Source organism: Paracraurococcus lichenis, from assembly GCF_030657435.1.
Lineage (GTDB): Bacteria > Pseudomonadota > Alphaproteobacteria > Acetobacterales > Acetobacteraceae > Paracraurococcus > Paracraurococcus lichenis.
In genome coordinates, this window is sequence record NZ_JAUTWS010000003.1 from 277,804 (window position 1) to 303,514 (window position 25,711).

A 25,711-nucleotide genomic window follows, 5' to 3' on the forward strand; every position below is an offset into this window, starting at 1 on the left:
GGCCGGGCCGCCGGCGGGGTGTCCGGGCGCATAGCGCGGAGGCCATCCCTTGCCCTTGCATGGAACCGCCCCCCGCGCCCGGCTGCTCCCGCGGCGCATTGGGGGAGCGCCGGCCGCGATCCGGAGCATGCCGGGGCCGGCGCGGCCATCCCCTCGATGGAGGCGCATCCATGGACACGCCATCCTCCCCGGCCACCTGGAACACCACGGCGCGCGTCGTTCCATTGGTCCTCGCTCTTCTCTTGTCCACTCTCGGGCTGTCCACGGCCCGGGCGCAATGCGCGGCGCCGCCCCTGCAGGGCACCTGGGTCAACCAGGATCCCGACACGGGCGGCATCGTCCGCGTCGACCTGCACTACCTCGGCGGCTGCGACGATACCGGTTCCGGACCCTCGCAGGTGTCCGTGGTCCTGCACATGTGGGGTCGTTGCACCCCGACGCCCTGCGACTGGGGCGAGCGACGGCAGCCCGTCCGGGATACGCGGCCCGACCCGTTCACCATCGTCTGGGATTTCGGGTTCGAGCGCACATCGACGACGATCGGCCTCGATCACGGCCGGCTCTGGGTCCGCGCCCGGACGCAGTTCCGCGACCCCGACCGCCCGAACCTGCATCCCGACGAGACCTACTGGTTCGAGAAGCGCCGGCGGTGACCGTGGCGCGGCGCCGCCGCTCGCGCAGGCGACGCCTGGATGGACCCGCCCAGGCCTCGTGACCGGTGCGGCTGGACAGGGGGCCGGACCGTTCGGCGCGCGGAGCGGCATCGCTCGCCGAAGGCCGGTGCCGCCCTTCGCGGCCAGCCGGCACGCCATGGTTCCCCCCCCACCCCAGGGCCGCACGGGGGGCGCCGGCGGCTTCCTTGACATGCTAGGGTGCGGCAGGCTTGATCCGGTCGCCTGACGCTCCGACCCTGCCCCGGGACCATCCTCGGGCACCAACCCAGCGGTGGTTTCCCTTGAGCACATCCATGGCGAAGAAGAAGTCCGGCGGTTGGCTGGAGAGCGCCAAGACCATCCTCTATGCCGGTCTCATCGCCATCGGCATCCGGACCATCGCCTTCGAGCCGTTCAACATCCCCTCGGGCTCCATGATCCCGACGCTGCTGGTGGGCGACTATCTCTTCGTCTCGAAATTCTCCTACGGCTATTCGCGCTATTCCATGCCCTTCGGGCCGAACCTCTTCTCCGGCCGGATCCTGGGCCGGGTGCCGGAGCGCGGCGACGTCGCCGTCTTCAAGCTGCCGCGCGACCCGAGCCAGGACTACATCAAGCGCATCATCGGCCTGCCCGGCGATCGCATCCAGGTCCGCGGCGGCATCCTCCAGATCAATGGCCAGGCGGTGAAGCGGGAGCCAATCGGCACCTACCTCGCCGAGGACCGCGAGAGCCGCATCCCCACCCGCGAGTACAAGGAGACGCTGCCGGGCGGCCGCGTCCACGACATCATCGAGCAGTCCGACGACATGCCGCTCGACAATACCCAGGAATACCGGGTGCCGGACGGCCATGTCTTCGCCATGGGCGACAACCGCGACAACAGCCTCGACAGCCGGGTGCAGAGCGGGGTCGGCTTCATCCCGATCGAGAACCTGGTGGGCCGGGCCGAGTTCATCTTCTTCTCGATCGACGGCAACCGCGCCTCCTGGTGGGAGATCTGGGCATGGCCGATGGCGGTCCGCTGGGACCGACTCTTCTCCGCCGTCCGGTGAGCCCCGGCCGATGAGCGAGGAGGCGGCGGCCGCCGCCTTCGCCGCGCGGCTCGGCCATGGTTTCGCGCGGCCCGAATTGCTGCGCCAGGCGCTGACCCATTCCTCCGCGACCCAGGGCAGCCGGCTCTCCTCCAACGAGCGGCTCGAGTTCATCGGCGACCGCGTGCTGGGCCTGCTGATCGCGGAATGGCTGGTCGAGCGCTTCCCGACCGAGCGCGAGGGCGATATCGGCAAGCGCCATTCCGCCCTGATCTCGGCCGAGGCGCTGGCCGGCATCGCCGAGCGGCTGGACCTGGCGCCCGCGCTGAAGATGCCGGAGAGCTACCGGCAGCAGGGCTTCCGCACCTGGGTGAACATCCTCTCCGACGCGCTGGAGGCGGTGCTGGGCGCGGTCTACCTGGATGCGGGGCTGGAGGCGGCGCGAGGCATCGTCCGCCGCGAATGGGCCGGCCTGCTGGAGGAGCACCGCAAGCCGCCCCTGCCGGCCAAGAGCCGGCTGCAGGAATGGACGCTCGGGCGCGGCCTCGGCCTGCCCACATACATCCTGACCTCCTCCGAGGGGCCGGCGCATAGTCCGGTCTTCCGGGTGACGGTGAGCGCGGCAGGGCGCGAGGCGGAAGGGACCGGGGCGACCAAGCGCGCGGCCGAGCAGGCGGCGGCGGAGGCCTGGCTGGCGGGGTTGAAGGGCGGATGAGCGACGACGAGGATCGACCCGCGGCGGACAGGGGCGACGCGACCACCGTGAGCGCCGGAGACACCCGCTGCGGCTTGGTGGCGGTGGTCGGTGCGCCCAATGCCGGCAAGTCCACGCTGGTCAATGCGCTGGCCGGGACCAAGGTGACCATCGTCTCGCCGAAGCCGCAGACCACCCGCTTCCGCATCCGCGCCGTGGTCATGCACCGGGGCGCGCAGATCGTGCTGGTGGATACGCCGGGCATCTTCGCCCCGCGCCGCCGGCTCGACCGCGCCATGGTCGCCGCGGCCTGGAGCGGCGCGCAGGATGCCGATCGCACCCTGCTGATCGTCGATGCCCGCGCCGGTCTGACGGAGGCGGTGCGCGCGATCGTCGAGCGGCTGGCGCAGGCGAAGCGGCCGGTCTGGGTCGCGCTGAACAAGGTCGACCTGGTCGATCCGCCGCGGCTGCTGCCGCTCGCGGCCGAACTCAGCGCGCTGTTGCCGGTGGAGGAGACCTTCATGGTCTCCGCCGAGAAGTCGCGCGGCCTCGACCGGCTGCTCGACAAGCTGGCCGGGGACATGCCGCCCGGCCCCTACCTCTTCCCGGAGGACGAGCTCTCCGACCTGCCCAACCGCATGCTGGTCGCCGAGATCGTGCGCGAGCAGATCCTGCGCCAGACGCATGAGGAAGTGCCGCACCACGCGACGGTCGAGACCGAGAACTGGCAGGAGCGCAAGGACGGCAGCGTGCGGGTGGACTGCACCGTCTATGTCGCGCGTCCCACCCAGAAGGCGATCCTGATCGGCGATGGCGGCGCCCGCATCAAGGCGATCGGCCAGAGCGCGCGGCGCGAGCTGGAAGGGCTGCTCGAGCGGCGCGTCCACCTGTTCCTGAACGTCAAGGACCGTCCGGGCTGGGACGAGGAGCGCGGGCGCCTGCGGGCGCTGGGCCTGGAGGAGTTGGACTGAGCCGACCTTGGCTCCCCCGGCCGCGCGGTGAAGCATCGACGGTCGGTCCCGCAGGAACTTCGGCGGATCGGCGGCGCACCGCTCCCTGCGCGCCGCCGTCAGTCCGCGCAGCGACCTGCCGCTCCCGCTAGCGCTCCGCCACCCCGCGCGCCCGCGCCGCGCCGGCCGCGGGCGCGAAGCGCGTCCAGCCCGGCACCTGCGCGGCGAGGTTCACCTCCCGCCACTTGGGATGCCGCGGCGGCTGCAGGAAGGCCGGGAATTTGGCGGTGAAGGCCTCGACGAAGCGGGCCACCTTGCGGTGCCGCTCCGTCCCCACGGGCCAGGCATAGACCGCCATGACGGCGCCGACCGCGATGGTCTCGATCGTCGCGCCCTCCGCCACCAGGGCGGGGTAGTCTACCCGGCGGAACTCGGCGGGCAGGTAGGTCTCGAGCAGCGCCGGCGTCGCCGGCACCGGCAGCAGGTGCAGGCCGCTGTCGGCGGGGATGCCGTTGAACAGCCGCGCCGGCTTGCCCGCGACATAGACCAGCGCCGCGATCTGCCCCTGTCGCAGCTTCTCGAGCGCGGTGTCCTGCGGGTCGTGGCGCGGCTCCACCCGCAGGCCGAGCGTGTCGAAGAGCAGTGAGGCGGTCATCGCCGTGCCGCTGCCGCGGACATCGACGTTCACCGGCTTCCCCGCCAGGTCCTCGATCCGCTCGATGCCCGGCGCGGCCAGGACATGCACCTCCTCGTCATAGAGCTTGGCGACGTACTGGATCAGGCTGTCCACGCCGGGCAGCAGCCTCTCCCGCCGGGCATAGGCCAGCACGTCCGACTGCACGATGCCGATGTCGACGCCGCGCAGCACCAGGATATCGGCGATGTTCTGCAGCGAGCCCTTGCCGAGGATCGGCAGCACGCGCAATGCCTCCCCGTCGTCGAGCACCGCGGCGAGGTCGGCGGCGATGCGGACATAGGTCCCGTCCGGCCCGCCGGAGATGATGCCGACCGTGCCGGCATTGGCGCGCTGCGAGAGCGCGTTCAGCGTCGGCGGGGCGCCCTGCGCGCGGACGGGGCCGGCGGCGCCGGCGAGGGCGGCGGCGAGGAGCAGGGAGCGGCGCGGCAGGGTCATCGGCGGGCCTCGGCGGCGAGCGTGTCGGCGCGGCGATACCAGGCCGCCGCGGCCTCCGGGTCGGGGCGGATGCCGCGCACGCCGAGGGTGGCGAGCGCGGCGGGGTCGTAGGTGCCGCCGGCGGCGCGCGCGCCCTCGGCGCTGCCGGCATCTGCCGCGCGCTCGAAGAAGCGGCGGGCGCCGGAGACGTCGCCAAGCGCGAGCAGCGCCTCGCCGCGGCGGAGCAGCGCGGTGACCAGCGCGGGATCGGTGCCGCGTGCGGCGGGACGCGGCGCGGTCTGGGCGGGCGGTGCAGCGGCGGGCGGCGGCACGGCTGCGATGCCGCGCGTCCCTGGCGGGTCGGCCGGCCGCGCCGCGGGCAGCCGTGGCGCGAGGTCGGCCGGCGGCGCGGGGTCCCTTGGCGGCTGCGGCGCCGCGTCGGCCTCCTGCGATGCCGGCGCGGCGATCGTCTCTCGCGGCGGGGTCGTCTCGGTGGCGGGTTCGGCCGGCGACCTGCCCGCCGGATGCAGGGGGGCAGCGACCACCGGCTGGCCTGGGCCATCGACCGGCGCGGTCTTCGCCGGCGGCTCCGCCGCGGCAGCCGCGCCGCCCGCCGGGGCGGCGGGGTCGCGTTCCGGCACGAGCGGCGGCATCGGCGCGGCTGGCACCTGTGGCAGGTCGGCGGCCGGCGCTGCCTCGGCCGCGAACGCGTCCTGCGGCGCGGCGGGCGCCGGTGGCGTCGGAGCAGGGGCGGCCGCGTCACGCGGTGGCGGTTCGGGCGCCGCGGCGATCGGCCGGGGTGGCTCCGGCGGCGGCGCGATGCTCGACGGCCCGGCGACGGGGGAGCGGAGATCCGCGCCGCCGGCGGCGGGCGGCAGTGGCAGCGCGACCACGCCGCGCGGCGGCGCGGCAGGCGGCGGGCGGGCGATGAGGGAGCGGAGGGCCGCATCGCCGGCGGTGGGCGGCGCGGGCAGCGCGACCACGCCGCGCGGCGGCGCCACGGAGGCCGGTCCGGCGAAGGCGCGCAGCGCCGCACCATCGGACGGCGGCGCCCGCACCGTAAGCCTGTCGCGCGGCGGCTCTGCCGCAGTTGGTACTGTCCCCGGCGGCCCGGCGGGAACGCGTTCCGCCGCGTCGGCGGCGGGCGGATCCGGCAGCGGCGCCGCGACCACCGGCGGCGGGTCCGGCGCTTCGATGGCCGCCGCGAGGACCTGGCGCGGCAGCGGCGGCACGATCTCCGCCGTCTCGGGCAAGGCGGTGGCCGGCAGGCTTCGCAGCAGGGCCGTCAGCTCCGCCTCCGTCGCCGGGGCCCCGAGCGCCGGGTCGGCGGGCACCGCGTCCTCCGCGGGCGTGGTCACCCCCACCGCCAGGCGCAGCAGCGCGGGGATGGCGAGGTCGTGCGGCGGAATGGCGGACTGCGCCGGCATGGCCTGCGCCGGCTCCGCCCCGGTCAGCGCGCCCGCCGGCGGCGCCGGGCGCCAGACCAGCATCGCGCCGCCGAGCGCCGCGGCCAGCATGAGCCCAGCCCCGCCCGCCGCCATGGCCAGGCTTCGGCCCGGTGCTCGCTCCTCCACCAAGCTCTCCGCCGGGTTGTTCAGCGCGCGCATCACCGCCTGCATCCAGGCATCGCCGCCCGGGAGGTCGAGCGGCGGGCCGGCGGCGAAGGCGGCGTCCAGCACCCGCGGCAATTCGGCCAGGGCGCCGCGCAGCAACTGGATATGCACGACCGGCAGATGGCCGGGGAAGATGGCGGCGAAGCGGGCATGCTCCAGCCGGCGCAGCAGCCGCGCCGGCGTGTCGTCCAGCCAGTTCGGCGGCGACTGCAGCAGCGCGATGCCGCGCCCCGCATGCAGCAGGACGATGTCGATGAGGACGGGCGGCAGGCCCGGCTCCTCGAACCATGCCTTCGACAGCATCGCCCAGCCGCGGCCCAGGCCGGGCAGCGGTTCGCCCGCCGCCGCGGCAGGCGCGGCCTCAGGGTCAGGCAGGATGACGTGGGACAGGGCGCTGACCTCCTCCCGACCGAGGGGCAGGCAGTATGCCAGCGCTGCGACGCAACGGATGGCGCCGCGAATGTCAACCCTGGGAGAGCCGCTGCAACCGATCCTGAGCGAATGCGAACGTCGCGGTCAGCAGGGCGTGGCGAGGCAGCGGCGCAGCGCGAGGCCGATCGGCACCATCGCGGGGATGACGGCGCGCGTGAACCGGCCGAGCACGGCGAGCACCGCCGGGCCATGCCCGCCCGGCACCGCGCCGGCCAGGGCGAGGGCGGGGCGCAGCGCATCGGCCTCGCGCTCGGCCAGCCGCACCGTCGCGTCGCGCGCGGCGGCGATCGCATCGGGCTCCAGCGCCGCGCCGAGCCAGTCGGGCAGCAGCGCGGGCACCTCCGGCCAATGGGCGAGGTGGAGGTAGAGGCTCGGCACCACGCCGGCCTCGCCATGCCGCGCGGCGAGGGCCCGCACCGCCGCCGCGGTCCCGGGCGGCAGGTCGTCGAGGCGCGGCAGGGGCGGCGGCGCGGGCAGCATGGCCGGGGCGGGCAGGGCGGGCGGCGGCGGCGCCGGGTCGGCGGGCGCGCCGTCCAACGCGCGGCGCAGCGCCGTCAGCAGGATCAGGTTGGTCAGGTTGCCGCGGGTATAGGTCTCGGCCAGCGCCAGGATGGCGGCACGCTCCGCGTCGGGCAGCGCCGTCGCGGGCAGCGGCGCGACTTCGGGGATGGGCACGGCGGCGGCCAGCCGCTCGCGCGCGCCGGCGAGGCGGCCGTCCTCGAGCGGCGGGCGGATGGCCTGCCACACCCAGGGCAGCACGCCGGGCAGGGTGGCGAGGTGGCGGTGGATCAGGTTGACCAGCGGCACGCCGCTCGCCTGCCGCAGCGCCGCGTAGATCGCCGCGATGTCGGGCGGGGCATCGGCCTCCCGCAACTCGGGCAGCGCCGCCGCGGCGCCGTCCTGGCCCGGCCGACTCACGCTGCCGGGCCCCGGCCCGGCAGCGATCGGATGCGGCATCAGAGCGTCGTCACGTTGGTGGGCGACGGCACCCAGGCGAAGCCCTCGCCTTCCCGCCGGACATGGCCGAGCCCGGGCCAGGGGAAGTGGTAGGACAGCACCTCGTGCCTGTCGCTCGCCAGCCGGTCCAGCATGCGGCTGCGCGTCCGCGCCGACTGCTTCGGATCGGTGTCGAAGGAGAACTCCATCATCGGGTAGCGCAGCAGCAGCACCTGGTGGTGCGCCAGGTCGCCGGAATTCACCAGCGTGCGGCCCTGCGAGGTGATGAAGTAGACGGTATGGCCGATGGTATGGCCCGGCGCGAAGACGCCGGTGATGCCCGGTACCACTTCCTGCCCGTCGCGTACCATCACCAGCCGGTCGCGATAGGCGCCGAGGTTCTTCTTCGCCCCCTCGACGAAGGTGGCCATGAAGGCCGGGCCCTTCTTGTTGCCGTCGTCGGTCCAGAACTTCACGTCGGCCTCGTTGATCGCGACCTGCGCGTTCGGGAAGACGCGCCGGCCATCGCCGTCCACCAGCGCCCAGATGTGGTCGCAATGCGCATGGGTGGCGATGACCATGTCGATCTGCTCGGGCTCGATCCCGGCCGCGCGCATGTTCTGCAGCAGCCGCCCGGTGGTCGGGCCCCACATCTTGGAATCCGCCCCCATGCTCTCGCCCATGCCGGTGTCGAAGAGGATGAGCTGGCGGCCGGTGTTCAGCACCAGCGCGTTCTGCTCGAGCGTCGCCGCGCCGGGGTCGAGGAACTCGTTGGTCAGCAGGGTCGGGATTTGGTTGGCGCCGGGGCCGACGAAGCTGTCCTGCGGCTTGCCGAGCGGCAGGTAGCCGTCGGAGACGACGGTCGCCTCGAACTCGCCCCAGCGGAAGCGGTGCCAGGCGGGCGCCTGGTCGTTGCGGAAGGGCGCGGCGGCCCGGGCGCCCTGGCCGGGCAGCATGGAGACGGCGGCACCGGCCGTGGCCGCGCCGAGCAGGCCGCGGCGGCTCATGATCGTCATCTTGGTGTTCCTCCCCCTCTCGGGTCCGCAGCGGGCTGCGGCGTGGCGAGGATGGCACAACTCGCGCGGGTGTCGCCCGCATTTTCCGCAAGCGCCTCTGCCCGCGCCGGATTGACGCGCCGCCGCTGCCGCCGCCACGCTGCGCCCCCAGCAGGAGGAAACGCATGCCGCAATTGGCGCACTGGGCCGCCCGCCAACCGGACAAGCTCGCCGCGCATTTCCCCGACACGGGCGAGGCGGTGACCTATGGCGCGCTTTACGCCCGCGCGCGGCAGGCGGCGCAGTGGCTGATCGGGCTTGGCCTGCAGCCGGGCGAGGGCATCGCGCTGCTGCTCGACAACCGGCCGGAATTCCTCGAAATCGCCGAGGCGGTGCGGCTCGCCGGGCTCTACTACACGCCGCTCTCGATCCATCTCCGCCCGCACGAGGTCGCCTATGTCCTGCAGGACAGCGGCGCGCGGCTGCTGATCGCCAGCCCCGCCCTGGCGCCGCTGGCCTCGGCGCTCGTCGCGGAGGGCGCGGTCGGCGACCGCGCGCGCTACGCGCTCGGCGAAGGCATCCCGGGCTACGGGAGCTACGAGGCGGGCCTCGCGGCGCAGGACCCTGCCGCGCCGCTGCCGGAGCGGCCGGTCGGGCGCGAGTTCCTCTATTCCTCCGGCACCACCGGCCTGCCCAAGGGCATCCGTCGGCCGCTGATCCCCTATGCCGAGCGCGACGCGCCGGAATGGGACATGACCTGGAAGTCGCTCTACGGCTTCGGCGAGGACACGGTCTACCTCTCGCCCGCGCCGCTCTACCACGCCGCGCCCAACCGCTATGTCTACCGCACACTGACCGAGGGCGGCACGGTGGTCGTGCTGAAGAAGTTCGAGCCGGCGCTGGCGCTGCAGGCGATCGAGCGCTTCCGCGTCACGCACAGCCAATGGGTGCCGACCATGTTCGTGCGCCTGCTGGCGCTGCCGGAGGCGGTGCGGCGCGGCTTCGACCTCTCCTCCCACCGCGGCGCCATCCATGCCGCGGCGCCCTGCCCGGTGCCGGTGAAGCGCGCGATGATCGAGTGGTGGGGGCCGATCCTCTGGGAATACTATGCGGGGTCGGAGGGCGTGGGCACGACGGTGATCTCGCCGCGGGACTGGCTGCAGCGGCCGGGCAGCGTCGGCCGGCCGGTCAACGGCGTCTCGGTGCACATCACCGGCGAGGACGGGGAGGAGGTGGCGCCCGGCGTGACCGGCAGCATCCGCTTCTCCGGCGGGCCGCGCTTCGCCTACCACAACGCGCCGGAGAAGACGGCCGCCTGCTACGACGACCGCGGCCGGGCGACGCTGGGCGATCTGGGCTGGCTGGATGCGGAGGGCTGGCTCTACCTCTCGGACCGTCGCGCCGACCTGATCCTCTCGGGCGGCGTCAACATCTATCCCGCGGAGATCGAGGCGGTGCTGGTGCAGCACCCGTCGCTCGCGGAGGTCGCCGTGGTCGGCGTGCCGCATCCGGAGATGGGCGAGCAGGTGCATGCCGTGGTGGTGCCGCGCGCCGGGGCGGTGCCGGAGGTGGCGGCGCTGGAGGCCTGGTGCCGGGAGCGGCTGGCGGGGCCGAAGCGGCCGCGGAGCTGGGAGATCGCGGCGGAACTGCCGCGGAGCGAGGCCGGCAAGCTGCTGCGCCGGTTGCTGAAGGAGCGCTACCTGCCGGCGAGGTAGCGCCCCGGGATCAGAGGAAGCTGCGGAAGAGCAGCTTGGCGACGGCGATCTCCACCGCCAGCAGGAAGCCGCCGATATAGCCGAGCGCCAGGAGGGCCGCGGCCGCGTCTTCCCACCAGTGCCGGTGCTGCTCGAATGCCTGGAACATGGTGTCTCTCCCGTCTGGAAAACTGCATGCGGGAGATATGCGCCACAGTTCGGCGTTCCGCTGTGGCGCGGCGCACAGAGGAGTCTCCGGCGGGGACGGCGGGACCGCCGCCGGGGCCCGCGCGTCAGCCGGCGCGCAGCCCGAGCCGCGTCACGCGCCGCTCCTCCGCGTCGATGGTCTCGGCCAGCAGCCGCCCATAGGCCTCGCTGTCGAGATATTCGACCGGCTGGTCCAGGCGCTCGAGCACCGCGAGATGCGCCGGGTCGTGCAGCGCGCGGCGGAAGCCCTCATGCAGCGCGGCGCGGATGCCCGGGTCGAGGCCGGCCGGCGCGACGAGGCCATAGGGCGAGGTGACGACCATGCTCTCGTAGCCGAGCTCGAGCAGCGTCGGCACCTCGGGGAAGCGCGGCACGCGCTCGCGCGTCCAGAAGTTCAGGTAGCGGAGCTTGCCGTCGGTCACCATCTGCGCGCCGCCGGTGCCGGCGGCGGTCGCCTCGATATGGCCGCCGAGCAGCGCCGGATAGGCATCGGCCTCGCCGCGGAAGGGGATGTGCTCCACCTCCAGCCGCTCGCGCTCGGCGAGGTCGAGCATGGTGAGGTGCGGCGTCCCGTTGGCGCCGGTATTGCCCCAGCGATGCGTCCCCGGCCGGGCGCGGGCATCGGCGACCAGGTCCTGCCAGGTTCTCCACGGGCCGTCGGCGCGCACCAGCACGCCGAAGGTATAGCCGGTCAGGTGCAGGATGGGGGTGAAGTCGCGCCGCGGGTCGTAGGGCATGCGCTGCAGGAAGGGCAGGCGCAGCGCCGGCAGCGTCATCTGCGCGACGAGGTAGCCGTCCGGCTTCGCCCGGGCGACGGCGGCGGCGCCCAGCGTGCTGCCGGCGCCCGGGCGGTTCTCGGTGACCACCGTCTGGCCGAAGGCGCGCGACGCCGCCTCGGCCAGGGCGCGCATCTGCACGTCGGTGGCGCCGCCGGGGGTGAAGGGGACCAGCAGGGTGATCGGCCGCTCCGGGAAGCGGCCCTGGGCCCGGGCGAGGACGGGTGCGAGGAAGGCGGGCGCGGCGAGGGCGCCCGCCGCGCCCAGCAGGGCACGGCGCGGGAGGGTCATCGGCGGTCGGCCCCGGCTACAGCGTGCGCCCGATGATCTCGCGCATGATCTCGCTGCTGCCGCCATAGATCCGGCCGACCCGGGCATCCGCCCAGGCGCGGCCGATCTCGTATTCCGCCATGTAGCCGTAGCCGCCATGCACCTGCAGGAAGTCGTCGAAGAGCCGGTTCTGCATCTCGGCGCCGAGCAGCTTCGCCGCCGCGGCCAGTTCCACCGTCAGCTCGCCGCGCATGTGCAGCGCCAGGCAGTGGTCGGCGAAGACCCGGAACATGGCGGCCTGCGCCTTGGCATCGGCCAGCTTGAAGCGGTTGTGCTGGAAGTCGATGACCGGCTGGCCGAAGGCCTGGCGTTCCTTGGCGTACTGGACGGTCTTCTCCAGCATCACCTCCATGCCCATCGCCGCCCGCACGGCGATGACCAGGCGTTCCTGCGGCAGGTTGCGGATGAGGTAGGAGAAGCCGCGGTTCTCCTCGCCCAGCAGGTTCTCGACGGGGACGCGGACGTCCTCGAAGAACAGCTCCGAGGTGTCCTGCGCGTGCAGGCCGATCTTTTCCAGGTTGCGGCCGCGGCGGAAGCCCGGCGCGTCGCCGGGTACGCAGATCAGGGAAATGCCCTTCCGCCCGGCCGCCGGATCGGTCTTGGCGCAGACGATGACCAGGTCCGCCAACTGGCCGTTGCTGATGAACGTCTTGGAGCCGTTGATGACGTAGTGGTCGCCCTCCCGCCGCGCCGTGGTGCGCATGGCCTTGAGGTCGCTGCCCATCCCCGGCTCGGTCATGGCGATGGCGCCGATGATCTCGCCGCGCGCCATCCGCGGCAGCCACTCCCGCTTTCGCTCGGGCCTCGCCAGGTCCTCGATATAGGGGACGACGATGTCGGAATGCAGCGGGAAGCCGGGGCCGGTGCAGTTGGTCCGGGCGATCTCCTCGATGACGATGGCGCTGTAGCCGAAATCGGCGCCGGCGCCGCCATGCTCCTCGGCCAGCATGGGGCAGAGGATCCCGGCCTCGCCGGCCTGCAGCCAAACCTCGCGGCTGACGATGCCGTCGCGCTCCCATTGCCGGTGATAGGGGACGACATGCTTCTCGAAGAAGCGGCGGACCGTGTCGCGGAAGGCCTCGTGCGCCTCGGTATAGACGGTGCGCGGGCCGGTCAGGCGGGCGCCGCCGGACGCGATGTTGGTGTCCATGCTGATCCTCCCTGGAGTGGCGTCAGTCTATCTTAGCTTGCTATCGAATCACACCTGCAAGAGCCCGGGCGGGCGGGGCGGTCAGCCCGCCGCCCCGGCCGCGCGCAGCGCCGCGATCTCGGCCGTGGTGAAGCCGAAATCCTGCAGCACCGCCTCGGTATGCTCGCCCCGCAACGGCGCGGGCGCGCCCAGTTCGGCCGGCGTGGCACTGAAGCGCGGCGCGGGCGCCGGCTGCACCACGCCGTCCCGCAGGGCGAAGGTCCCGCGTGCGGCGGTGTGGGGGTGCCGCGGCGCCTCCTCCATGTCGAGGACGGGGGCGACGCAGGCATCCGTCCCCTCCAGCAGCCCGCACCAGTCGTCGCGCGTGCGCGTGCGGAAGATGCCGGTGAGCCGCTCCTTCAGCGCCGGCCAGGCGGCGGGCTCCATGCGGTCGGGGAAGTCCTTGGCGTCGAGGCCGAGCTTCGCGCAGAGCAGGGCGAAGAATTGCGGCTCGATCGGGCCGACCGAGAGCCAGCGCCCATCGGCGCATTCATAGGTGTCGTACCAGGGCGCCGCGCCGTCCAGCATGTTGGACCCGCGCTCGTTCCGCCAGCGGCCGCGCGCCTTCATGGCATAGATCGGCGCCATCAGCAGCGCCGCGCCGTCCACCATGGCGGCATCGACCACCTGACCCTGGCCCGTGGTCTTCGCGGAGAGCAGCGCGGCGAGCAACCCGACCGCCAGCAGCATGCCGCCGCCGCCGTAATCGCCGACGAGGTTGAGCGGCGGCACCGGCCGCTCCCCGGGCCGGCCAATGGACCAGAGCGCGCCGGTCAGCGCGATGTAATTCATGTCGTGGCCGGCGGCCTGCGCCAGCGGCCCCTCCTGCCCCCAGCCGGTCATGCGGCCATAGACGAGGCGCGGGTTGCGGCCGAGCACGACATCGGGCCCGAGGCCGAGCCGCTCCATGACGCCCGGCCGGAAGCCCTCGATCAGCGCATCCGCGCCGTCGCAGAGCCGCAGCACCGCGGCCACCGCCGCGGGCGATTTCAGGTCGAGCGCGACCGATCGCCGGCCGCGGCCGGTGAAGTCCTCCCGCGCCCCGGGCGGCCCGTCCTTGCGGTCGATCCGCACCACCTCGGCGCCGAGGTCGGCCAGCACCATGGCGCAGAAGGGGCCCGGCCCGATGCCGGCGAATTCCAGGATGCGCAGGCCCTTGAGCGGTCCCATCCGTTCCCTCCGTGTGTCGGAGGGAGACTAGACCATGGGGCCGCCGGCTGGACAGCGCGCCCCGGAGAGCAGGCCGGGGCTGCGCCGCTACTCGGAGGCCTGCGGCTCCGCGACCGGCGCCTCGGGCGTCGCCTCCGTCTGCCTGGCGCCGCCTCGGTGCTGGCCGCCCAGCCGCCCGGCCTCGCTCGCCTTACTCCGGTCATTGGCGAAGTTGGCCGGGTTGTTCTCCCGCCCCTGATGGGTGCCGCCGACATGGCCGGCCTGCCGCGCCTTCACCGGGTTGTTGGCGAAGTTGGCCGGGTTGTTCTCCTTGCCCTGGTGCATGCCGCCGAGATGCCCGGCCTCGCGTGCCCGGTCGCGGTTGTTGGCGAAATTGCCGGGATTGGTCGCGGCCCCCTGGCGCGAACCGCCGATCTGGCCGGCACGCGAAGCCTTCTCCCGGTTGTTGGCGAAATTGCCCGGGTTGCTGTTCCGGCCGCCGCCATGCGGCGCATCGCCGCTGGAACCCGCCATGAACCTGTCCTTCCTGTTGCTCGCGGTCGTGCCAGCCGCAAGCGGCGGCCGGCGCGCACCCAACGCGGTTCGGACGGCAACGGATGCGCCGGCGCTCGGCCTCGCGGTGGAAATCCGCGTGTGCGGTCAGGCGCCTGACGCCTGGGGCGGCGGCATCTCCCGCGGGCCGGGCGGGCTGACGGGCGGCAGTTCCGGCCCGGGCGACGGCGGCAGCGGGCTCGGCCCCGGCGCGGGGGAGGGCGGGCCGGGCGGCATGGGCGGGATCTCGGGGCCCGGCAGGTCGGGCGGCTGGATCGGGTCGGACGGGGCCATGGTGGTCATTCTCCGGCTGGACCGGCCTCAACGCCGCCGCCGGCCGCCTGTTGCCTCGGCCTCACGCAGCCGGCTCCGGCGGCGGCATGTGTCAAGAATCGCACACCACCGCGCCGGCGTGACGCAGGTGCCATGGCGCGATACGCCTGCACCATGGCATATACGGCACGATCATCCCGGCTCCGTGGCGACACCCGGTCCCGCCGCCGGGGTGCCGAGAGGATGCGCGAAAGGCACGGTCGCATTGGCGCCGATGGCGGAGAGACCCCTGTCGCCCGAGGGTGAGCCGATGGCCCCCATATGTGCCGGCTGCGGCACGGTCCTCGCCCCCACGGCGCGCTTCTGCAGCGAATGCGGCCTGCGCCAGCCCGGCGCGGCCGCGCCGCGCCTCGGCGCCCCGCGCTCGCGCGAGTTGCGGCCGATGACCGTGATGTTCTGCGACGTCGTCGGCTCCGCCGCCCTCGCCGCCGGGCGCGACCCGGAGGAGTTCACCGAGGCCATCGCCCGCTTCTACCGCCTGACGGCGGAGGTGGTGCTGCGGCATGGCGGCCATCTCGGCCGCCTCGTCGGCGACGGCGTGATGGTGCATTTCGGCTATCCCGCGGCGCAGGAGGACGATGCCGAGCGCGCGGTGCGCGCCGCCCTCGGCATCCTCGACGCGGTGGCCCTGGCGGCGCCCGGCCGCGCCGGTCCGCGCCTCGCGGTGCGCATCGGCATCTCGACCGGCCTGGTCGTGGTGGCGGATGTCGCCGATACCGGCGATCCCCGCAACCTCGACGTCTTCGGCGAGACCCCCAACCTCGCCGCGCGGCTGCAGGCGCTGGCGCAGCCGGGCACGGTGCTGGTCTCCGACAGCGTCCGCCGCCTGGTTGGCGCGCTGTTCGAGTTCCGCAGCCTCGGCGCCCATCCGGTGAAGGGCTGGCCTGAGCCCATGCCGGTCTGGCAGGCGCTGGGCGTCGCCGCGAGCCCGGACCGTTTCGCCGCCCGTGCCGAAGGCGCGACCCTGCCCCTGGTCGGGCGCGACGCGGCGCTGGAGCGCCTGCGCTGCCTCTGGCGCGCCGCCCAGATCGGCGAGGGGCGGACGGTGCTGGTCTCGGGCGAGGCCGGCATCGGCAAGTCGCGGCTGGTCGCCCAACTCCTGCGGGAAACCCAGGGCCAGGGCCGTGTCGCGGTCCGCTACTTCGCCGCGCCCCACCAGCAGGGCATGCCGCTGCAGCCGGTGCTGCAGCAGCTCGAGCGCGACAGCCGCATGCAGCGCGGCGAGACGCCGGCCGAGCGCATCGCCAAGCTGCGGGCGCTGCTGCCCGACCTGCCGCCGGTCGACCTCGCCCTCGTCGCGGAGCAGCTCTCGCTCTCCGGCCCGGACCTGCCGCCGGTGCCGCCCATGCCGCCGCAGCGGCGGCGCGAGCGCCTGTTGCTCGCCCTGATGGAGGGGCTGGTGGCGGTGACGCGCGCCCGGCCCGTGCTGATGGTGCTGGAGGACGCGCACTGGGCCGACCCCACCACGCGCGAGCTGCTGGCGCAGTGGATCGAGCGCGTGCCGCACCTGCCGGTGCTGGCCGTCGTCACCGCCCGGCCGGAATTCCTGCCGCCCTGGCTGGGCGCGCCGGGCGTGGAGCGGCTGAACCTCGCGCCGCTCGGCGAGGCCGAGGCGGCGGAACTCGTGCGCAACGTCGCCCGCGACGTGCCGCTGCCGCCAGAGGCGGCGCGCGACATCCTCCGCCGCGCCGATGGCGTGCCCCTGTTCCTGGAGGAGCTGACGCGCGCGGTCGCCGAGCAGATCGCCCAGGCCGGCGGCGGGCCGGAGCCGGCGCGGCGCCGCGGCGGCGACCGGACCAGCGTGCCCGTCTCCCTGCATGCCTCGCTGCTCGCGCGCCTCGACCGGCTGGGCGAGGCGCGGGAGGTGGCGGAGGTCGCCTCCGTCATCGGCCGGGAATTCGACCCGGCGCTGCTGGCGTTGGTGCTGGAGCGCGATGCGGCCTCGCTCGAGCCCGTGCTGGCGCGGCTGGTCGAGTCCCGGCTGCTGCAGCGGCACGGCCAGGCGCCGGGCGGCACCTATCGCTTCCGCCATGCGCTGGTGCAGGACGCCGCCATGGGCCTGCTGCCGCGGGAGCGCTACCGCGACCTGCATGCCCGCGTCGCCGACATCCTGGAGGCGCGCTTCCCCGAGGCGGCCGAGGCGCGGCCGCAGGTGATCGCGCATCACCGCGCCGAGGCGATGCAGCCGGAGCAGGCGGTCGCCTGCTGGCTGCGCGGCGCGCAGCAGGCGATCCGGCGCGGCGCCATGGAGGAGGCGCTGGTGCAGCTCCGCCGCGGCATCGCCCTGCTGCAGGGCCTGCCGGAGAGCGAGGCGCATGACGGCGCCGAGCTCGACATGCAGCTCCTCGCGGGCAATGCGCTGCTGGCGCTGCGCGGCCATGGCGCGCTGGAGACCGGCCAGGCCTATGACCGCGCCCGGGTGCTGGCCGAGCGGCTGCCGGGCCAGCCGCAGCTCCGCAATGCCATGCACGGCCAGTGGAGCCATGCCTGGATGCGCGGCGCGGTCGGGCTGGCGATGCAGCGCGCCGAGGCGCTGCTGGCCCATGCGGCGGCGCGGGATTCGAGCGGCGGCCTAGCGATCGCCTGGAGCGCGCTCGGCCACTCGCAATTCCTGATGGGCCGCTACCGGGAGGCGATGGCGAGCCTCGACCTCGCGCGGCAGCAGGATGCCCGGCCGGAGCGCGACCGCCGCTACGGCCTGGCGGCGCAGGTGACGGTGATCAGCACGCGCTGCTACGCCGCCTGGGCGCGCGCCTTCACCGGGCGGCTCGGCGAGGCGCGGCGCGACCTGGTCGCGACGCTCGCCGCCGCCGAGGCATCGCGCTTCCCCTTCGCCATCGCCTATGGCCATTACGCTCTCGGCCGCTTCGACTATGACGGCGGCAGCGCGGAGGCCTGCATCGCCCGGCTGCGCCAGGCGATCGCCTTCTGCGAGGAGCACGAGATCGGCTACCTCGCCATGGCCTCCCGCGCGCTGGTCGGCGTGCTGCTCGGCGAGCAGGGCGACGCCGCGGCCGGGCTCGAACTGGTGCGCGACTGCATCCGCTGGAACCGCGAGGCCGAGGCGCTGGCCTTCGTCTCCGGCTTCCTCGGCATGGAGGCCGAGTTGATGGCGCGCGCCGGCGATACGGCGAGGGCGCTGGAGCGGATCGAGGAAGGCCTGGCGCTGATGGCGGACTGCGGCACGGCCTGGGAGCAGCCGACGCTGCTGCGCCGGCGCGGCGGGATCCACCGGCGCGCCGGCCGCATGGAGGCGGCGGAGGCCGACCTGCGGGCCGCGGTGGCGCTGGCCGAGGCGCAGGGGGCCGGGCTGTTCCGGCTGCAGGCGGCGATGCCGCTGGCCGGGCTGCTGGCCGGGACCGGCCGCGGCGGCGAGGGCCACGGCCTGCTCGCCGCCGCGCTCGCCCCCCTCGACGGGGAAGTCGAGCCGGTGGTGCTGCGCGCGCGCGACCTGCTGGCGCGGCCAGAGCAGATCGCCGCAGAGTGGAAACGCTCGCAGGCGTGAATCTGCTCTGCAACTCAAAAGGCGAGAGCAATCTCACGCTGCATGGTCAGCGTGAGAATGCTCCAGGTCAGGCCTTGGCGTAGCTGACGCCCATCCCGGCCGAGGGGTCGTTCTGGATGCCGTAGGGCGGGATCGGGTAGCGGATGCCGTTCCTCGCCAGCGCCTGCATGCCCTCGACCGCCTTCCGCAGGTCCTCCGGCTTCAGCGCCATCAGCATCTCCTCGTCCGGTACGCCGCCATAGCGCCGCTCGGCGAAGCAGGGGAGCGAGAGGCTCGGCTCGCCGGTGGCCAGCGCCCGGCCCCAACTGTCGGCGCAGGCGGTTTCGCCCACGACCGACCACTCGAATTTCCTGTAGCCGGTGTACTGCAGGCCGTTGATCAGGATGATCATCTGCCCTGGCGTCGCATAGACCAGCACGATGTCGGGCGGATCGAGCCGGCCGCTCTCGAGCGGGCTGACCGCGAGCGCCTGGTAGCGGCCATGCGGCACGCAGGAGAGCGCCTGCTGCCGCCCCGCCGCGCTCTCGGCATCGCCGTGCCAGACGCCGACATAGCGCGACCCCGTCTCGTCCCGCGGCGCGAGGCCGACGACCGCGCGGCATTGCTGGCCCACCAGGTCCTCGGCCGTGATGCCGACCGTCCAGCCGAGGCGCGAGGCCATGGAGACGATCTGGTCCGTGGTGTGCACCGTCTTCGGCCGGCGGATGCGCGGGATGGCCTCCATCGCCTCCACCGTCTCGAAGAGCTTCATGCCTGTCACGGTGGTCTTCAGCCGCAGCAGGGCATTGAGGTCGGCGACCAGGCGCTGCGCGTCGTTCGGGTGCGGTCCGGACATGCTGGCTTCTCCCTGCCTCGATCCTGCCCGCGCCGGCACCCGGCGTCACCTCCCTGGCTGCGCAACGACCCTCGCCGCGGCCGTGCGGCGCGGTCAGCCGTTGTCGGCGAAGCCGGGATAGAGCGTCATGCCGCCATCGACGAAGAGCGTCGTGCCGGTGACGTAGTCCGAGGCGTCGGAGGCGAGCCAGACGGCGGCGGCCGCAATGTCCTCGGGCTCGCCCACGCGGCCATAGGGGATCAGTTCCAGCAGCCGGCGCTCGGCCTCCTTCGTTTCCCAGGCCTCGCGGTTGATCGGGGTGCGGATGGCGCCCGGGGCGATCGCGTTCACCCGGATGCGCTGCGGCGCCACCTCCTGCGCCAGGCTCTTCATCATCAGCATGATGCCGCCCTTGGAGGCCGCGTAATTCGCGTGCCCTGCCCAGGGGATCACCTCGTGCACCGAGGACATGCAGATGATCTTGCCGCGAGCGCGCGACAGGTCCGGCCGTTCCTCCTGCGCCAGGAAGCGCCGCAGCGCCGCGCGGCAGCAGAGGAACTGGCCGGTCAGGTTCACGTCGATGACCTTCCGCCAATCCGCGAGCGACATGTCGCGGAAGGCCGCGTCGCGCTGCAGGCCGGAATTGGCGACGAGGATGTCGAGCCGGCCGAAGCGCTCGGTGACCTGCGCGACCATGGCGTCGACCGCCGCCTCCTCGGCGACATCGGCCCCGACCGCGATGGCGCGGCCGCCCGCCGCCTCGATGCGCCGGGCCGCCTCCTCCGCCGCCTCGCGATGCGAGGCGTAGTTGACCGCCACCGCCGCACCGGCCGCGGCGAGTGCCTGCACGACGCCCGCGCCGATGCCGGAACTGCCGCCGGTGACGAGCGCCACCTGGCCGGCCAGGGGCCGCAACAGGCGTTCGGCCTGGTCCATGTTCACCTTCCCCGGGCGTCGCGGCCCGTGCCGGGTTGATCCGCGGACGCGCCCGGGGGCCGCCCGCCCGGTCCTACGCGCGAGCGGCCGGGGAGTTCGGTCGGCTATTCCAGCCGCAGGTTGGCGCCGCGGATCACGCCGCCCCACTTGTCCAGCTCCGCCGCGATCAGCGCGCCCATCTGCGCGGGGTCGCGGGTCCAGACCGTGGCGCCGGCGCGGGTGATGCGCTCGGCCGTCTCCGGCAATTGCGCGATGCGGATGATGGCCTGGGACAGGCAGTCGCGGATCGGCGCGGGTAGCGCGGCGGGGCCGACGAAGCCGAACCAGACATAGACCTCGACCTCGGGGAAGCCGAGCTCGGCGAAGGTCGGGACATCGGGCATCGCCGGGTCGCGTTCCCGGCCGGTGACGGCGAGCGCGCGCAGCCGGCCCTCCTGCACATGCCCGAGCGCATTCGGCAGGTTGTCGATGGACATGGTCAGCCGACCCGCGACCAGGTCCACCTGCGCCGGCGCGCTGCCGCGATAGGGCACATGGGTGATGTCGGTGCCGGTCTTCGCCTTGAACAGCTCGGCCGCGAGATGCGGGCTGCTGCCGGCGCCGGAACTGCCGAAGGTGAGCTTCCCCGGCTGCGCCTTCGCCGCCGCGATCAGCTCCGGCACGCTGCGGATCGGCCCCTCCGCCTTCACCACCAGCACGTTCATCACCCGCGCGACGACGGCGACCGGCGTGATGTCCCGGCGGGGGTCGTAGCCGGTATTGGCGAAGAGGAAGGGGTTCATGCAGAGGTTGGCTGTATTGGCGACCACGAGCATGTGGCCGTCCGGCGCCGCCTGCGCCGTCGCCGCGATGGCGAGCGAGCCGCTGGCGCCCGGCCGGTTCTCGACCAGGCCGGGCTGGCCCAGCACCTCCTGGAAGCGCTCCCCGACCAGCCGGCCGAGCGCGTCGTTGATGGCGCCGGGCGTGTAGGGAATGAGGATGCGCACCGGCTTCTCCGGCGCCCAGGGCGAGGCCGGCCCCTGGGCGCGGGCAGGCAGGGCAAGCAGGGCCGGGGCGGCCAGCAGGCCGCGGCGGGCGAGGGGCATGACGTGGTCCTCCCGGGGGTCGTTGCCGGGAAGGCTACACGCTCCGCAGCCGCTGCCGCAGTTCGAATTTCTGGATCTTGCCCGTGCTGGTCTTGGGCAGCGGGCCGAAGGTGACGCGCTTGGGGCATTTGAAATGCGCGAGGCGCCCGCGGCACCAGGCGATCACTTCAGCCTCGGTCGGCGGCGCCTTGTCCGGCGCGGGCGTGACGAAGGCATGCGGCACCTCGCCCCATTTCTCGTCGGGCTGCGCGACGACGGCGGCCTCCATGATCGATGGATGCGCATAGAGCACCTCTTCGACCTCGAGCGTCGAGATGTTCTCGCCGCCGGAGATGACGATGTCCTTGGCGCGGTCCTTCACCTCGATATAGCCGTCCGGATGGCGCACGCCGAGATCGCCGGTATGGAACCAGCCGCCGGCGAAGGCGGCCTCGTTGGCGCGCGGGTTGTGCAGGTAGCCCTTCATGACGGTATTGCCGCGCAGCATGACCTCGCCGAGCGTGCGGCCATCGGCGGGCACCGGCGCCATCGTGTCGGGGTCGAGGACCGTTGCCTCTTCCAGCATCGGGTGGTTCACGCCCTGGCGCGCCATGAAGGCGGCCTTCTCCGGCAGCGGCATGTCCTCGAGCCCCGGCTGCCAGAGGCAGATGGTGGCGGGGCCGTAGCACTCCGTCAGGCCGTAGAGATGCGTCACCGCGAAGCCCATCTCCTCCATCCGCGCGATGACGGGGGAGGGCGGGGCGGCGCCGCCGGTGGCGATGGCGACCTCATGCGCGAAGCGGCGCTTCTGCTCCTCCGGTGCGTGGATCAGCATGGTCAGCACCACGGGCGCGGCGCACATATGCGTCACGCGGTGCTCGGCGATGGCGGCGAAGATGGCGTCCGGCCGCACGGCGCGCAGGCAGACATGGGTGCCGCCCTGCAGCGTCACCGCCCAGGTATAGGTCCAGCCATTGCAGTGGAACATCGGCAGCGCCCAGAGATAGACGCTGCGCGGCGAGAGGCCGAAGGCCAGCGCATTGCCGCAGGCATTGAGGTAGGCGCCGCGGTGATGCGCGACCACGCCCTTCGGGTCACCTGTCGTGCCAGAGGTGTAGGAGAGCGCGATCGCCTCCCACTCGTCCGCCGGCATGCGGATGGGCGCGTCAGGATCGCCGCCGGCGAGGAAGGCCTCGTACTCCGTCGGGCCGAGCGGCGCGCCGTCCGGACCCTCCGGGTCGGCGATGTCGATGACGGGCGGCGGTGCCTCCAGCCCCGCCAGCGCCACGCGGGCTACGCCCACGAATTCCCGGTCCACCAGGAACAGCTTCGCGCCGCTGTGGCGCAGGATGAAGCCGATGGCGGCGGCGTCGAGCCGGATGTTGATGGTCAGGAGCACGGCGCCGGCCATGGGCACGCCGTAATGCGCCTCCAGCATCTCCGGGGTATTGGGCGCGAGGATGGCGACGACATCGCCCGGCGCGACGCCCGCGCCATGCAGCGCCGCGGCGAGGCGCCGGCTGCGGTCGGCCATCTCCGCATAGGTCAGGCGCCGCGCGCCATGGATCACCGCGGTGCGGTCGGGATAGATCCGTGCCGCCCGCTGCAGGAAGGAGATCGGCGTCAGCGGGACGTGGTTCGCCGCAAGCTGCGGCAGCGTGTTGAGCCTGGCCGCGTCATCCACGGCCGGCACCCCAGGCAAAGAAATCCTTGCCCTGGCGGCGGAGGAAGTTGGTCAGCACCATCCGGTGCACCTCGGAGGCGCCGTCCACCAGCCGCGCCTGGCGGGCATAGCGGTACATCCACTCGACCACCGTGTCCTTGGAATAGCCGCGGGCGCCGAGAAGCTGCAGGGAGGTATCCACCGCCTTGTGCAGCGCGTCGGCGACCACGACCTTGGCCATGGAGATCTCCTTCCGCGCGAGGCTGCCATTGTCCAGCAGCCAGGCGGCGCGCATGGTCAGGAGACGGCCGATGTCGAGCTCCATTGCCGCCTGGCCGATCATCTGCTGCACGCTCTCCTTCTCGATCAGTGTGCTGCCGAAGGCCTTCCGCACCTCGACGCGTGCCATGGCGATCTCGAGCGCGCGGCGGCCCATGCCGGTCCAGCGCATGCAATGCGTCAGCCGTGCCGGGCCGAGGCGGATCTGCGTCGCGCGCAGCCCGTCGCCCACCTTCATCAGCACGTTCTCGTCGGTGATCTCGAGCCCGTCGAATTCCAGCTCGCAATGCCCGCCATGCTCCTCCGGCCCCATGATCGGGATGCGGCGGATGATGCGCCAGCCCGGCTGGTCCGCGTGGTAGAGGAAGGCGGTCAGGCCGTTGCGGTCATCCTCCCCGGTGCGGGCCATGAGGATGAAGTGCTTCGCCTCCGCCGCGCCGGTGATGTAGTGCTTGCGGCCGCGGATCACCCAGCGATCGCCCTTCCGCTCCGCCCGCGTGTAGGTCATGGACGGGTCGCTGCCGCAGCCGTCCGGCTCGGTCATCGCGAAGGCGCTCTGCACCTTGCCGTCGATGATGGGCTGCAGCCAGCGCTCCTTCTGCGCCTCCGTCCCCACCATGTTCAGCAGGCGCATGTTGCCGTCATCCGGCGCCGCGCCGTGGAAGACGACGGGGCCGAAGATGGAGCGGTTCATCTCCTCGTAGCAGGCGGCCAGGCCGACCATGGGCAGGCCGCCGCCGCCCCTCTCCTGCGGCATGCCGAGCGCCCAGAGGCCCTTGGCCTTCGCCTCGGCGCGCAGCTCCTCGAGCAGCGGCTTGCGGATGTTCTCGTGCTCGTCATAGCTCGCCGGGTCGGATTCCAGCGGGATGATCCGCTCCTCGATCATGGCGCGGATGCGCTGACGGATCTCGTCGATCTGGGGCGGGAGGGAGAAGTCCATGATGCGTCTGTCCTAGAGAGGATTGACCGAATGCCCGCCATCCACCACCAGCGCCGCGCCGGTCATGTGCGCGCCGGCCGGGGAGGCGAGCAGCAGCAGCGGCCCCGTCAGGTCCTCCGGCTGGCCGAGCCGGCGCTGCGGCACGCGCCTGACCACGGCCTGCCCGGCCTCGGAGGCGAAGAACTCCGTGTTGATCGGCGTCTCGACATAGCCGGGGCAGAGGGCGTTCACCCGGATGCCGTAGCGTGCCAGCTCCACCGCCATCTGCTTCGTCATCTGCACGAGCCCGGCCTTGGAGGCGGTATAGCCGACCACGCCCTGCAGGATGCGCAGGCCGCCGATGGAGGCGATGTTGATGATGGAGCCGCCGCGCTTCGCCGCGACCAGGCGGCGCGCGCCTTCGGTCGCCACCAGGAAGCAGCCGCGCAGGTTCACGTCCAGCACGCTGTCCCAGTCCGCTTCCGTCTGCTGCAGCAAAGGGCGCGTCACGGCGATGCCGGCATTGTTGACGATGATGTCGCAGGGGGCGCCGAAGGCCGCCTCCGCCGCGTCATAGGCGCGGGCGACGGCGGCGCTGTCGGTCACGTCCAGCGGCACGGCCCGGGCGCGCTCGCCGAGTTCCGCGGCCAGCGCCTCCAGCGCCTCCGTCCGGCGGGCGGCCAGCACCACCTGCGCGCCTGCGGCGTGCAGGATGCGGGCGAAATGCGCGCCGAGCGCGCCGGATGCGCCGGTGACGAGCGCCGTCGCGCCCTGCAGCGAGAAGAGTTGCGCCGGATCCGCCATGCTGCCCGGGGCTTGCGCCCCTTCCTCCCCAGGTGTTCTCAGGGCGGGCAATTGACCACCGGCGGGTCGGGCCGGCAAGTCAGCCGGGGGACAGGTTCATCGCCGCGACGATCGGGGTCCAGCGCGCGATCTCGGACCGGATGAGGGACGCGGCGGCCGCCGGGGAAGTGTCGAGCCAGGTCTCGCAGCCTGCGGCCGCCAGGCGCTGCTGCACGGCGGGGTCGGCCAGCGCCTTGCGCGCGGCTTCCGTCAGCGCCGCCTGCGCCTCGGGCGGCGTGCCGGGGCGGACCATCAGCACCTGCCAGACCGTCATGTCGTAGCCGGCGACACCCGCCTCGGCGAGGCTTGGCAGGTCCGGTGCCACGGCGGAGCGCGTGGCGGTGGAGACGCCGAGGCCGCGCAGCTTGCCGTCGCGCATCAGCGGCAGGATCATCGTCGGGCTGTCGATGGTCACCTGCATGCGCCCGGCGACCAGGTCCTGCACCGAGGCCGCGGCGGCCCGGTAGGGCACGATGGTGAAGGTGACGCCGGCGCGCTGGCGGAGCAGCTCGCCCGCCATGTGGTTGCTGCCGCCGGGATTGGTCGCGCCGTAATTCGCCGCCTCGCCCTGCGCCTTCAGCCAGGCGAGCAGCCCGGGCACGTCGCGCACCGGCAGGTCCGGGTTGACCGCGAGGATGAAGGGCTGCCGCGCCACCAGCGCGATCGGCACGAAATCCGCCACCGGGTCGTGCGGGAATTGCGGGTAGATCGCCTTCATGACGGCGTGGTTGTTGGTGGCGATGAAGAGCGTGTGGCCGTCCGGCGGCGTGCGCTGGAAGGCCTGCGCCGCGACCGTGCTGCCGGCGCCCGCGATGTTCTCCGGCACCACCGGCCGGCCGAGCAGCGGGCCCATGGCATCGGCCAGGATGCGGCCGACGATGTCGGTGACGCCGGCCACCGCGACGGGGATCACGAGGCGGATCGGGCGGTTCGGGAAGCGCTCCTGCGCCAGGGCGGGCCCGGAAAGGAGCGGCGTGGCGAGCAGGGCGCGGCGCGTCGGCATGGCCTCAGTCTTCGATGGGCTTGCGGTGCTGGCAAGA

At 73.5% G+C, this 25,711-nt stretch carries 23 protein-coding genes; 6 read left to right on the forward strand and 17 right to left on the reverse strand.

The genetic code is table 11. The features are described from left to right. Window positions 1-170 precede the first annotated feature (170 nt). The 4 genes from Q7A36_RS04885 (at window position 171) to era (ending at window position 3,352) form a co-directional block, all read left to right on the forward strand. The gene (locus Q7A36_RS04885) at window positions 171-653 is read left to right on the forward strand and encodes a hypothetical protein (RefSeq protein ID WP_305102540.1); all 483 of its coding nucleotides are present in this window, start codon (window positions 171-173) and stop codon (window positions 651-653) included. Window positions 654-967: 314 nt separating this feature from the next. Beyond that, window positions 968-1,708: a signal peptidase I gene (gene lepB, locus Q7A36_RS04890; RefSeq protein ID WP_305102541.1), complete on the forward strand. Its 741-nt coding sequence runs from the start codon at window positions 968-970 to the stop codon at window positions 1,706-1,708. Between the two features lie 10 nt (window positions 1,709-1,718). Further along, window positions 1,719-2,402: a ribonuclease III gene (rnc, locus tag Q7A36_RS04895; protein WP_305102542.1), complete on the forward strand. Its 684-nt coding sequence runs from the start codon at window positions 1,719-1,721 to the stop codon at window positions 2,400-2,402. Continuing rightward, entirely contained in the window at window positions 2,399-3,352 is a 954-nt protein-coding gene (gene era, locus Q7A36_RS04900; protein ID WP_370655630.1) for a GTPase Era, read from the forward strand. The genes rnc and era overlap by 4 nt, the downstream gene beginning before the upstream one ends. A 127-nt stretch (window positions 3,353-3,479) precedes the next feature. On the opposite strand, the gene Q7A36_RS04905 is transcribed toward era, so the two are convergent. From Q7A36_RS04905 to Q7A36_RS04920, 4 genes are all read right to left on the reverse strand, one after another. After that, window positions 3,480-4,463 (reverse strand): TAXI family TRAP transporter solute-binding subunit, encoded by a 984-nt coding sequence (locus Q7A36_RS04905; protein WP_305102543.1) that lies wholly within the window; start codon window positions 4,461-4,463, stop codon window positions 3,480-3,482. Then, window positions 4,460-6,358 carry a hypothetical protein gene (locus Q7A36_RS04910; RefSeq protein ID WP_305102544.1) on the reverse strand — a complete coding sequence of 633 codons (1,899 nt, stop codon included), beginning with the start codon at window positions 6,356-6,358 and terminating at the stop codon, window positions 4,460-4,462. Before Q7A36_RS04910 ends, Q7A36_RS04905 begins: the two co-directional genes overlap by 4 nt. 213 nt (window positions 6,359-6,571) lie before the next feature. After that, window positions 6,572-7,444 carry a hypothetical protein gene (locus Q7A36_RS04915; RefSeq protein WP_305102545.1) on the reverse strand — a complete coding sequence of 291 codons (873 nt, stop codon included), beginning with the start codon at window positions 7,442-7,444 and terminating at the stop codon, window positions 6,572-6,574. Continuing rightward, a complete protein-coding gene (locus tag Q7A36_RS04920; protein WP_305102546.1) occupies window positions 7,444-8,439 on the reverse strand; it encodes an MBL fold metallo-hydrolase in 996 nt (331 codons plus the stop codon). The genes Q7A36_RS04915 and Q7A36_RS04920 overlap by 1 nt, the downstream gene beginning before the upstream one ends. A gap of 164 nt (window positions 8,440-8,603) precedes the next feature. Between Q7A36_RS04920 and Q7A36_RS04925 the strand changes: the two genes are divergently transcribed. Beyond that, window positions 8,604-10,133: an AMP-binding protein gene (locus Q7A36_RS04925; protein WP_305102547.1), complete on the forward strand. Its 1,530-nt coding sequence runs from the start codon at window positions 8,604-8,606 to the stop codon at window positions 10,131-10,133. Window positions 10,134-10,143: 10 nt separating this feature from the next. On the opposite strand, the gene Q7A36_RS04930 is transcribed toward Q7A36_RS04925, so the two are convergent. The 6 genes from Q7A36_RS04930 to Q7A36_RS04955 form a co-directional block, all read right to left on the reverse strand. Continuing rightward, window positions 10,144-10,281, reverse strand: coding sequence for a hypothetical protein (locus Q7A36_RS04930; protein WP_305102548.1), 138 nt, complete (start codon window positions 10,279-10,281; stop codon window positions 10,144-10,146). A gap of 124 nt (window positions 10,282-10,405) precedes the next feature. After that, a complete protein-coding gene (locus Q7A36_RS04935; RefSeq protein ID WP_305102549.1) occupies window positions 10,406-11,386 on the reverse strand; it encodes a tripartite tricarboxylate transporter substrate binding protein in 981 nt (326 codons plus the stop codon). 16 nt (window positions 11,387-11,402) lie between these two features. Beyond that, on the reverse strand, window positions 11,403-12,575 hold the full coding sequence (locus Q7A36_RS04940; RefSeq protein ID WP_305102550.1) for an acyl-CoA dehydrogenase family protein: 1,173 nt from the start codon (window positions 12,573-12,575) through the stop codon (window positions 11,403-11,405). An 81-nt stretch (window positions 12,576-12,656) separates the two neighbouring features. Further along, on the reverse strand, window positions 12,657-13,784 hold the full coding sequence (locus tag Q7A36_RS04945) for a CaiB/BaiF CoA transferase family protein (protein WP_305102551.1): 1,128 nt from the start codon (window positions 13,782-13,784) through the stop codon (window positions 12,657-12,659). 87 nt (window positions 13,785-13,871) lie between these two features. Then, entirely contained in the window at window positions 13,872-14,297 is a 426-nt protein-coding gene (locus tag Q7A36_RS04950) for a con-10 family general stress protein (protein WP_305102552.1), read from the reverse strand. A gap of 126 nt (window positions 14,298-14,423) precedes the next feature. Then, window positions 14,424-14,609 carry a hypothetical protein gene (locus tag Q7A36_RS04955; protein WP_305102553.1) on the reverse strand — a complete coding sequence of 62 codons (186 nt, stop codon included), beginning with the start codon at window positions 14,607-14,609 and terminating at the stop codon, window positions 14,424-14,426. Between the two features lie 253 nt (window positions 14,610-14,862). Between Q7A36_RS04955 and Q7A36_RS04960 the strand changes: the two genes are divergently transcribed. Next, window positions 14,863-18,153 (forward strand): AAA family ATPase, encoded by a 3,291-nt coding sequence (locus tag Q7A36_RS04960; protein ID WP_305102554.1) that lies wholly within the window; start codon window positions 14,863-14,865, stop codon window positions 18,151-18,153. Window positions 18,154-18,220: 67 nt separating this feature from the next. Here Q7A36_RS04960 and Q7A36_RS04965 read toward each other — a convergent pair whose 3' ends face one another. From Q7A36_RS04965 to Q7A36_RS04995, 7 genes are all read right to left on the reverse strand, one after another. Next, the gene (locus Q7A36_RS04965; protein ID WP_305102555.1) at window positions 18,221-18,988 is read right to left on the reverse strand and encodes a DUF169 domain-containing protein; all 768 of its coding nucleotides are present in this window, start codon (window positions 18,986-18,988) and stop codon (window positions 18,221-18,223) included. A gap of 93 nt (window positions 18,989-19,081) precedes the next feature. Then, window positions 19,082-19,903: a glucose 1-dehydrogenase gene (locus Q7A36_RS04970; protein WP_305102556.1), complete on the reverse strand. Its 822-nt coding sequence runs from the start codon at window positions 19,901-19,903 to the stop codon at window positions 19,082-19,084. Between the two features lie 104 nt (window positions 19,904-20,007). After that, on the reverse strand, window positions 20,008-20,988 hold the full coding sequence (locus Q7A36_RS04975) for a Bug family tripartite tricarboxylate transporter substrate binding protein (protein WP_305102557.1): 981 nt from the start codon (window positions 20,986-20,988) through the stop codon (window positions 20,008-20,010). Window positions 20,989-21,022: 34 nt separating this feature from the next. Then, on the reverse strand, window positions 21,023-22,651 hold the full coding sequence (locus Q7A36_RS04980) for an acyl-CoA synthetase (protein ID WP_305102558.1): 1,629 nt from the start codon (window positions 22,649-22,651) through the stop codon (window positions 21,023-21,025). Next, complete coding sequence (locus Q7A36_RS04985; protein WP_305102559.1) at window positions 22,644-23,849, reverse strand: acyl-CoA dehydrogenase family protein; 1,206 nt, start codon at window positions 23,847-23,849, stop codon at window positions 22,644-22,646. The genes Q7A36_RS04980 and Q7A36_RS04985 overlap by 8 nt, the downstream gene beginning before the upstream one ends. A gap of 12 nt (window positions 23,850-23,861) precedes the next feature. Continuing rightward, entirely contained in the window at window positions 23,862-24,632 is a 771-nt protein-coding gene (locus Q7A36_RS04990) for an SDR family NAD(P)-dependent oxidoreductase (RefSeq protein WP_305102560.1), read from the reverse strand. Between the two features lie 79 nt (window positions 24,633-24,711). Continuing rightward, window positions 24,712-25,674: a Bug family tripartite tricarboxylate transporter substrate binding protein gene (locus Q7A36_RS04995; RefSeq protein WP_305102561.1), complete on the reverse strand. Its 963-nt coding sequence runs from the start codon at window positions 25,672-25,674 to the stop codon at window positions 24,712-24,714. Window positions 25,675-25,711 lie beyond the last annotated feature (37 nt).

Bases quoted from the DNA above. Each gene is read 5' to 3' on its own strand.
- Q7A36_RS04910 (WP_305102544.1), bottom strand. From the start codon at position 6,358: ATGCTGTCGAAGGCATGGTTCGAGGAGCCGGGCCTGCCGCCCGTCCTC.
- Q7A36_RS04970 (WP_305102556.1), bottom strand. From the start codon at position 19,903: ATGGACCAGGCCGAACGCCTGTTGCGGCCCCTGGCCGGCCAGGTGGCG.
- Q7A36_RS04995 (WP_305102561.1), bottom strand. From the start codon at position 25,674: ATGCCGACGCGCCGCGCCCTGCTCGCCACGCCGCTCCTTTCCGGGCCC.
- Q7A36_RS04935 (WP_305102549.1), bottom strand. From the start codon at position 11,386: ATGACCCTCCCGCGCCGTGCCCTGCTGGGCGCGGCGGGCGCCCTCGCC.
- Q7A36_RS04920 (WP_305102546.1), bottom strand. From the start codon at position 8,439: ATGACGATCATGAGCCGCCGCGGCCTGCTCGGCGCGGCCACGGCCGGT.
- rnc (WP_305102542.1), top strand. From the start codon at position 1,719: ATGAGCGAGGAGGCGGCGGCCGCCGCCTTCGCCGCGCGGCTCGGCCAT.
- Q7A36_RS04915 (WP_305102545.1), bottom strand. From the start codon at position 7,444: ATGCCGCATCCGATCGCTGCCGGGCCGGGGCCCGGCAGCGTGAGTCGG.
- era (WP_370655630.1), top strand. From the start codon at position 2,399: ATGAGCGACGACGAGGATCGACCCGCGGCGGACAGGGGCGACGCGACC.
- Q7A36_RS04985 (WP_305102559.1), bottom strand. From the start codon at position 23,849: ATGGACTTCTCCCTCCCGCCCCAGATCGACGAGATCCGTCAGCGCATC.
- Q7A36_RS04965 (WP_305102555.1), bottom strand. From the start codon at position 18,988: ATGTCCGGACCGCACCCGAACGACGCGCAGCGCCTGGTCGCCGACCTC.
- Q7A36_RS04940 (WP_305102550.1), bottom strand. From the start codon at position 12,575: ATGGACACCAACATCGCGTCCGGCGGCGCCCGCCTGACCGGCCCGCGC.
- Q7A36_RS04975 (WP_305102557.1), bottom strand. From the start codon at position 20,988: ATGCCCCTCGCCCGCCGCGGCCTGCTGGCCGCCCCGGCCCTGCTTGCC.
- Q7A36_RS04990 (WP_305102560.1), bottom strand. From the start codon at position 24,632: ATGGCGGATCCGGCGCAACTCTTCTCGCTGCAGGGCGCGACGGCGCTC.
- Q7A36_RS04955 (WP_305102553.1), bottom strand. From the start codon at position 14,609: ATGGCCCCGTCCGACCCGATCCAGCCGCCCGACCTGCCGGGCCCCGAG.
- Q7A36_RS04885 (WP_305102540.1), top strand. From the start codon at position 171: ATGGACACGCCATCCTCCCCGGCCACCTGGAACACCACGGCGCGCGTC.
- Q7A36_RS04950 (WP_305102552.1), bottom strand. From the start codon at position 14,297: ATGGCGGGTTCCAGCGGCGATGCGCCGCATGGCGGCGGCCGGAACAGC.
- Q7A36_RS04925 (WP_305102547.1), top strand. From the start codon at position 8,604: ATGCCGCAATTGGCGCACTGGGCCGCCCGCCAACCGGACAAGCTCGCC.
- Q7A36_RS04905 (WP_305102543.1), bottom strand. From the start codon at position 4,463: ATGACCCTGCCGCGCCGCTCCCTGCTCCTCGCCGCCGCCCTCGCCGGC.
- Q7A36_RS04930 (WP_305102548.1), bottom strand. From the start codon at position 10,281: ATGTTCCAGGCATTCGAGCAGCACCGGCACTGGTGGGAAGACGCGGCC.
- Q7A36_RS04960 (WP_305102554.1), top strand. From the start codon at position 14,863: ATGGCGGAGAGACCCCTGTCGCCCGAGGGTGAGCCGATGGCCCCCATA.
- Q7A36_RS04945 (WP_305102551.1), bottom strand. From the start codon at position 13,784: ATGGGACCGCTCAAGGGCCTGCGCATCCTGGAATTCGCCGGCATCGGG.
- lepB (WP_305102541.1), top strand. From the start codon at position 968: ATGGCGAAGAAGAAGTCCGGCGGTTGGCTGGAGAGCGCCAAGACCATC.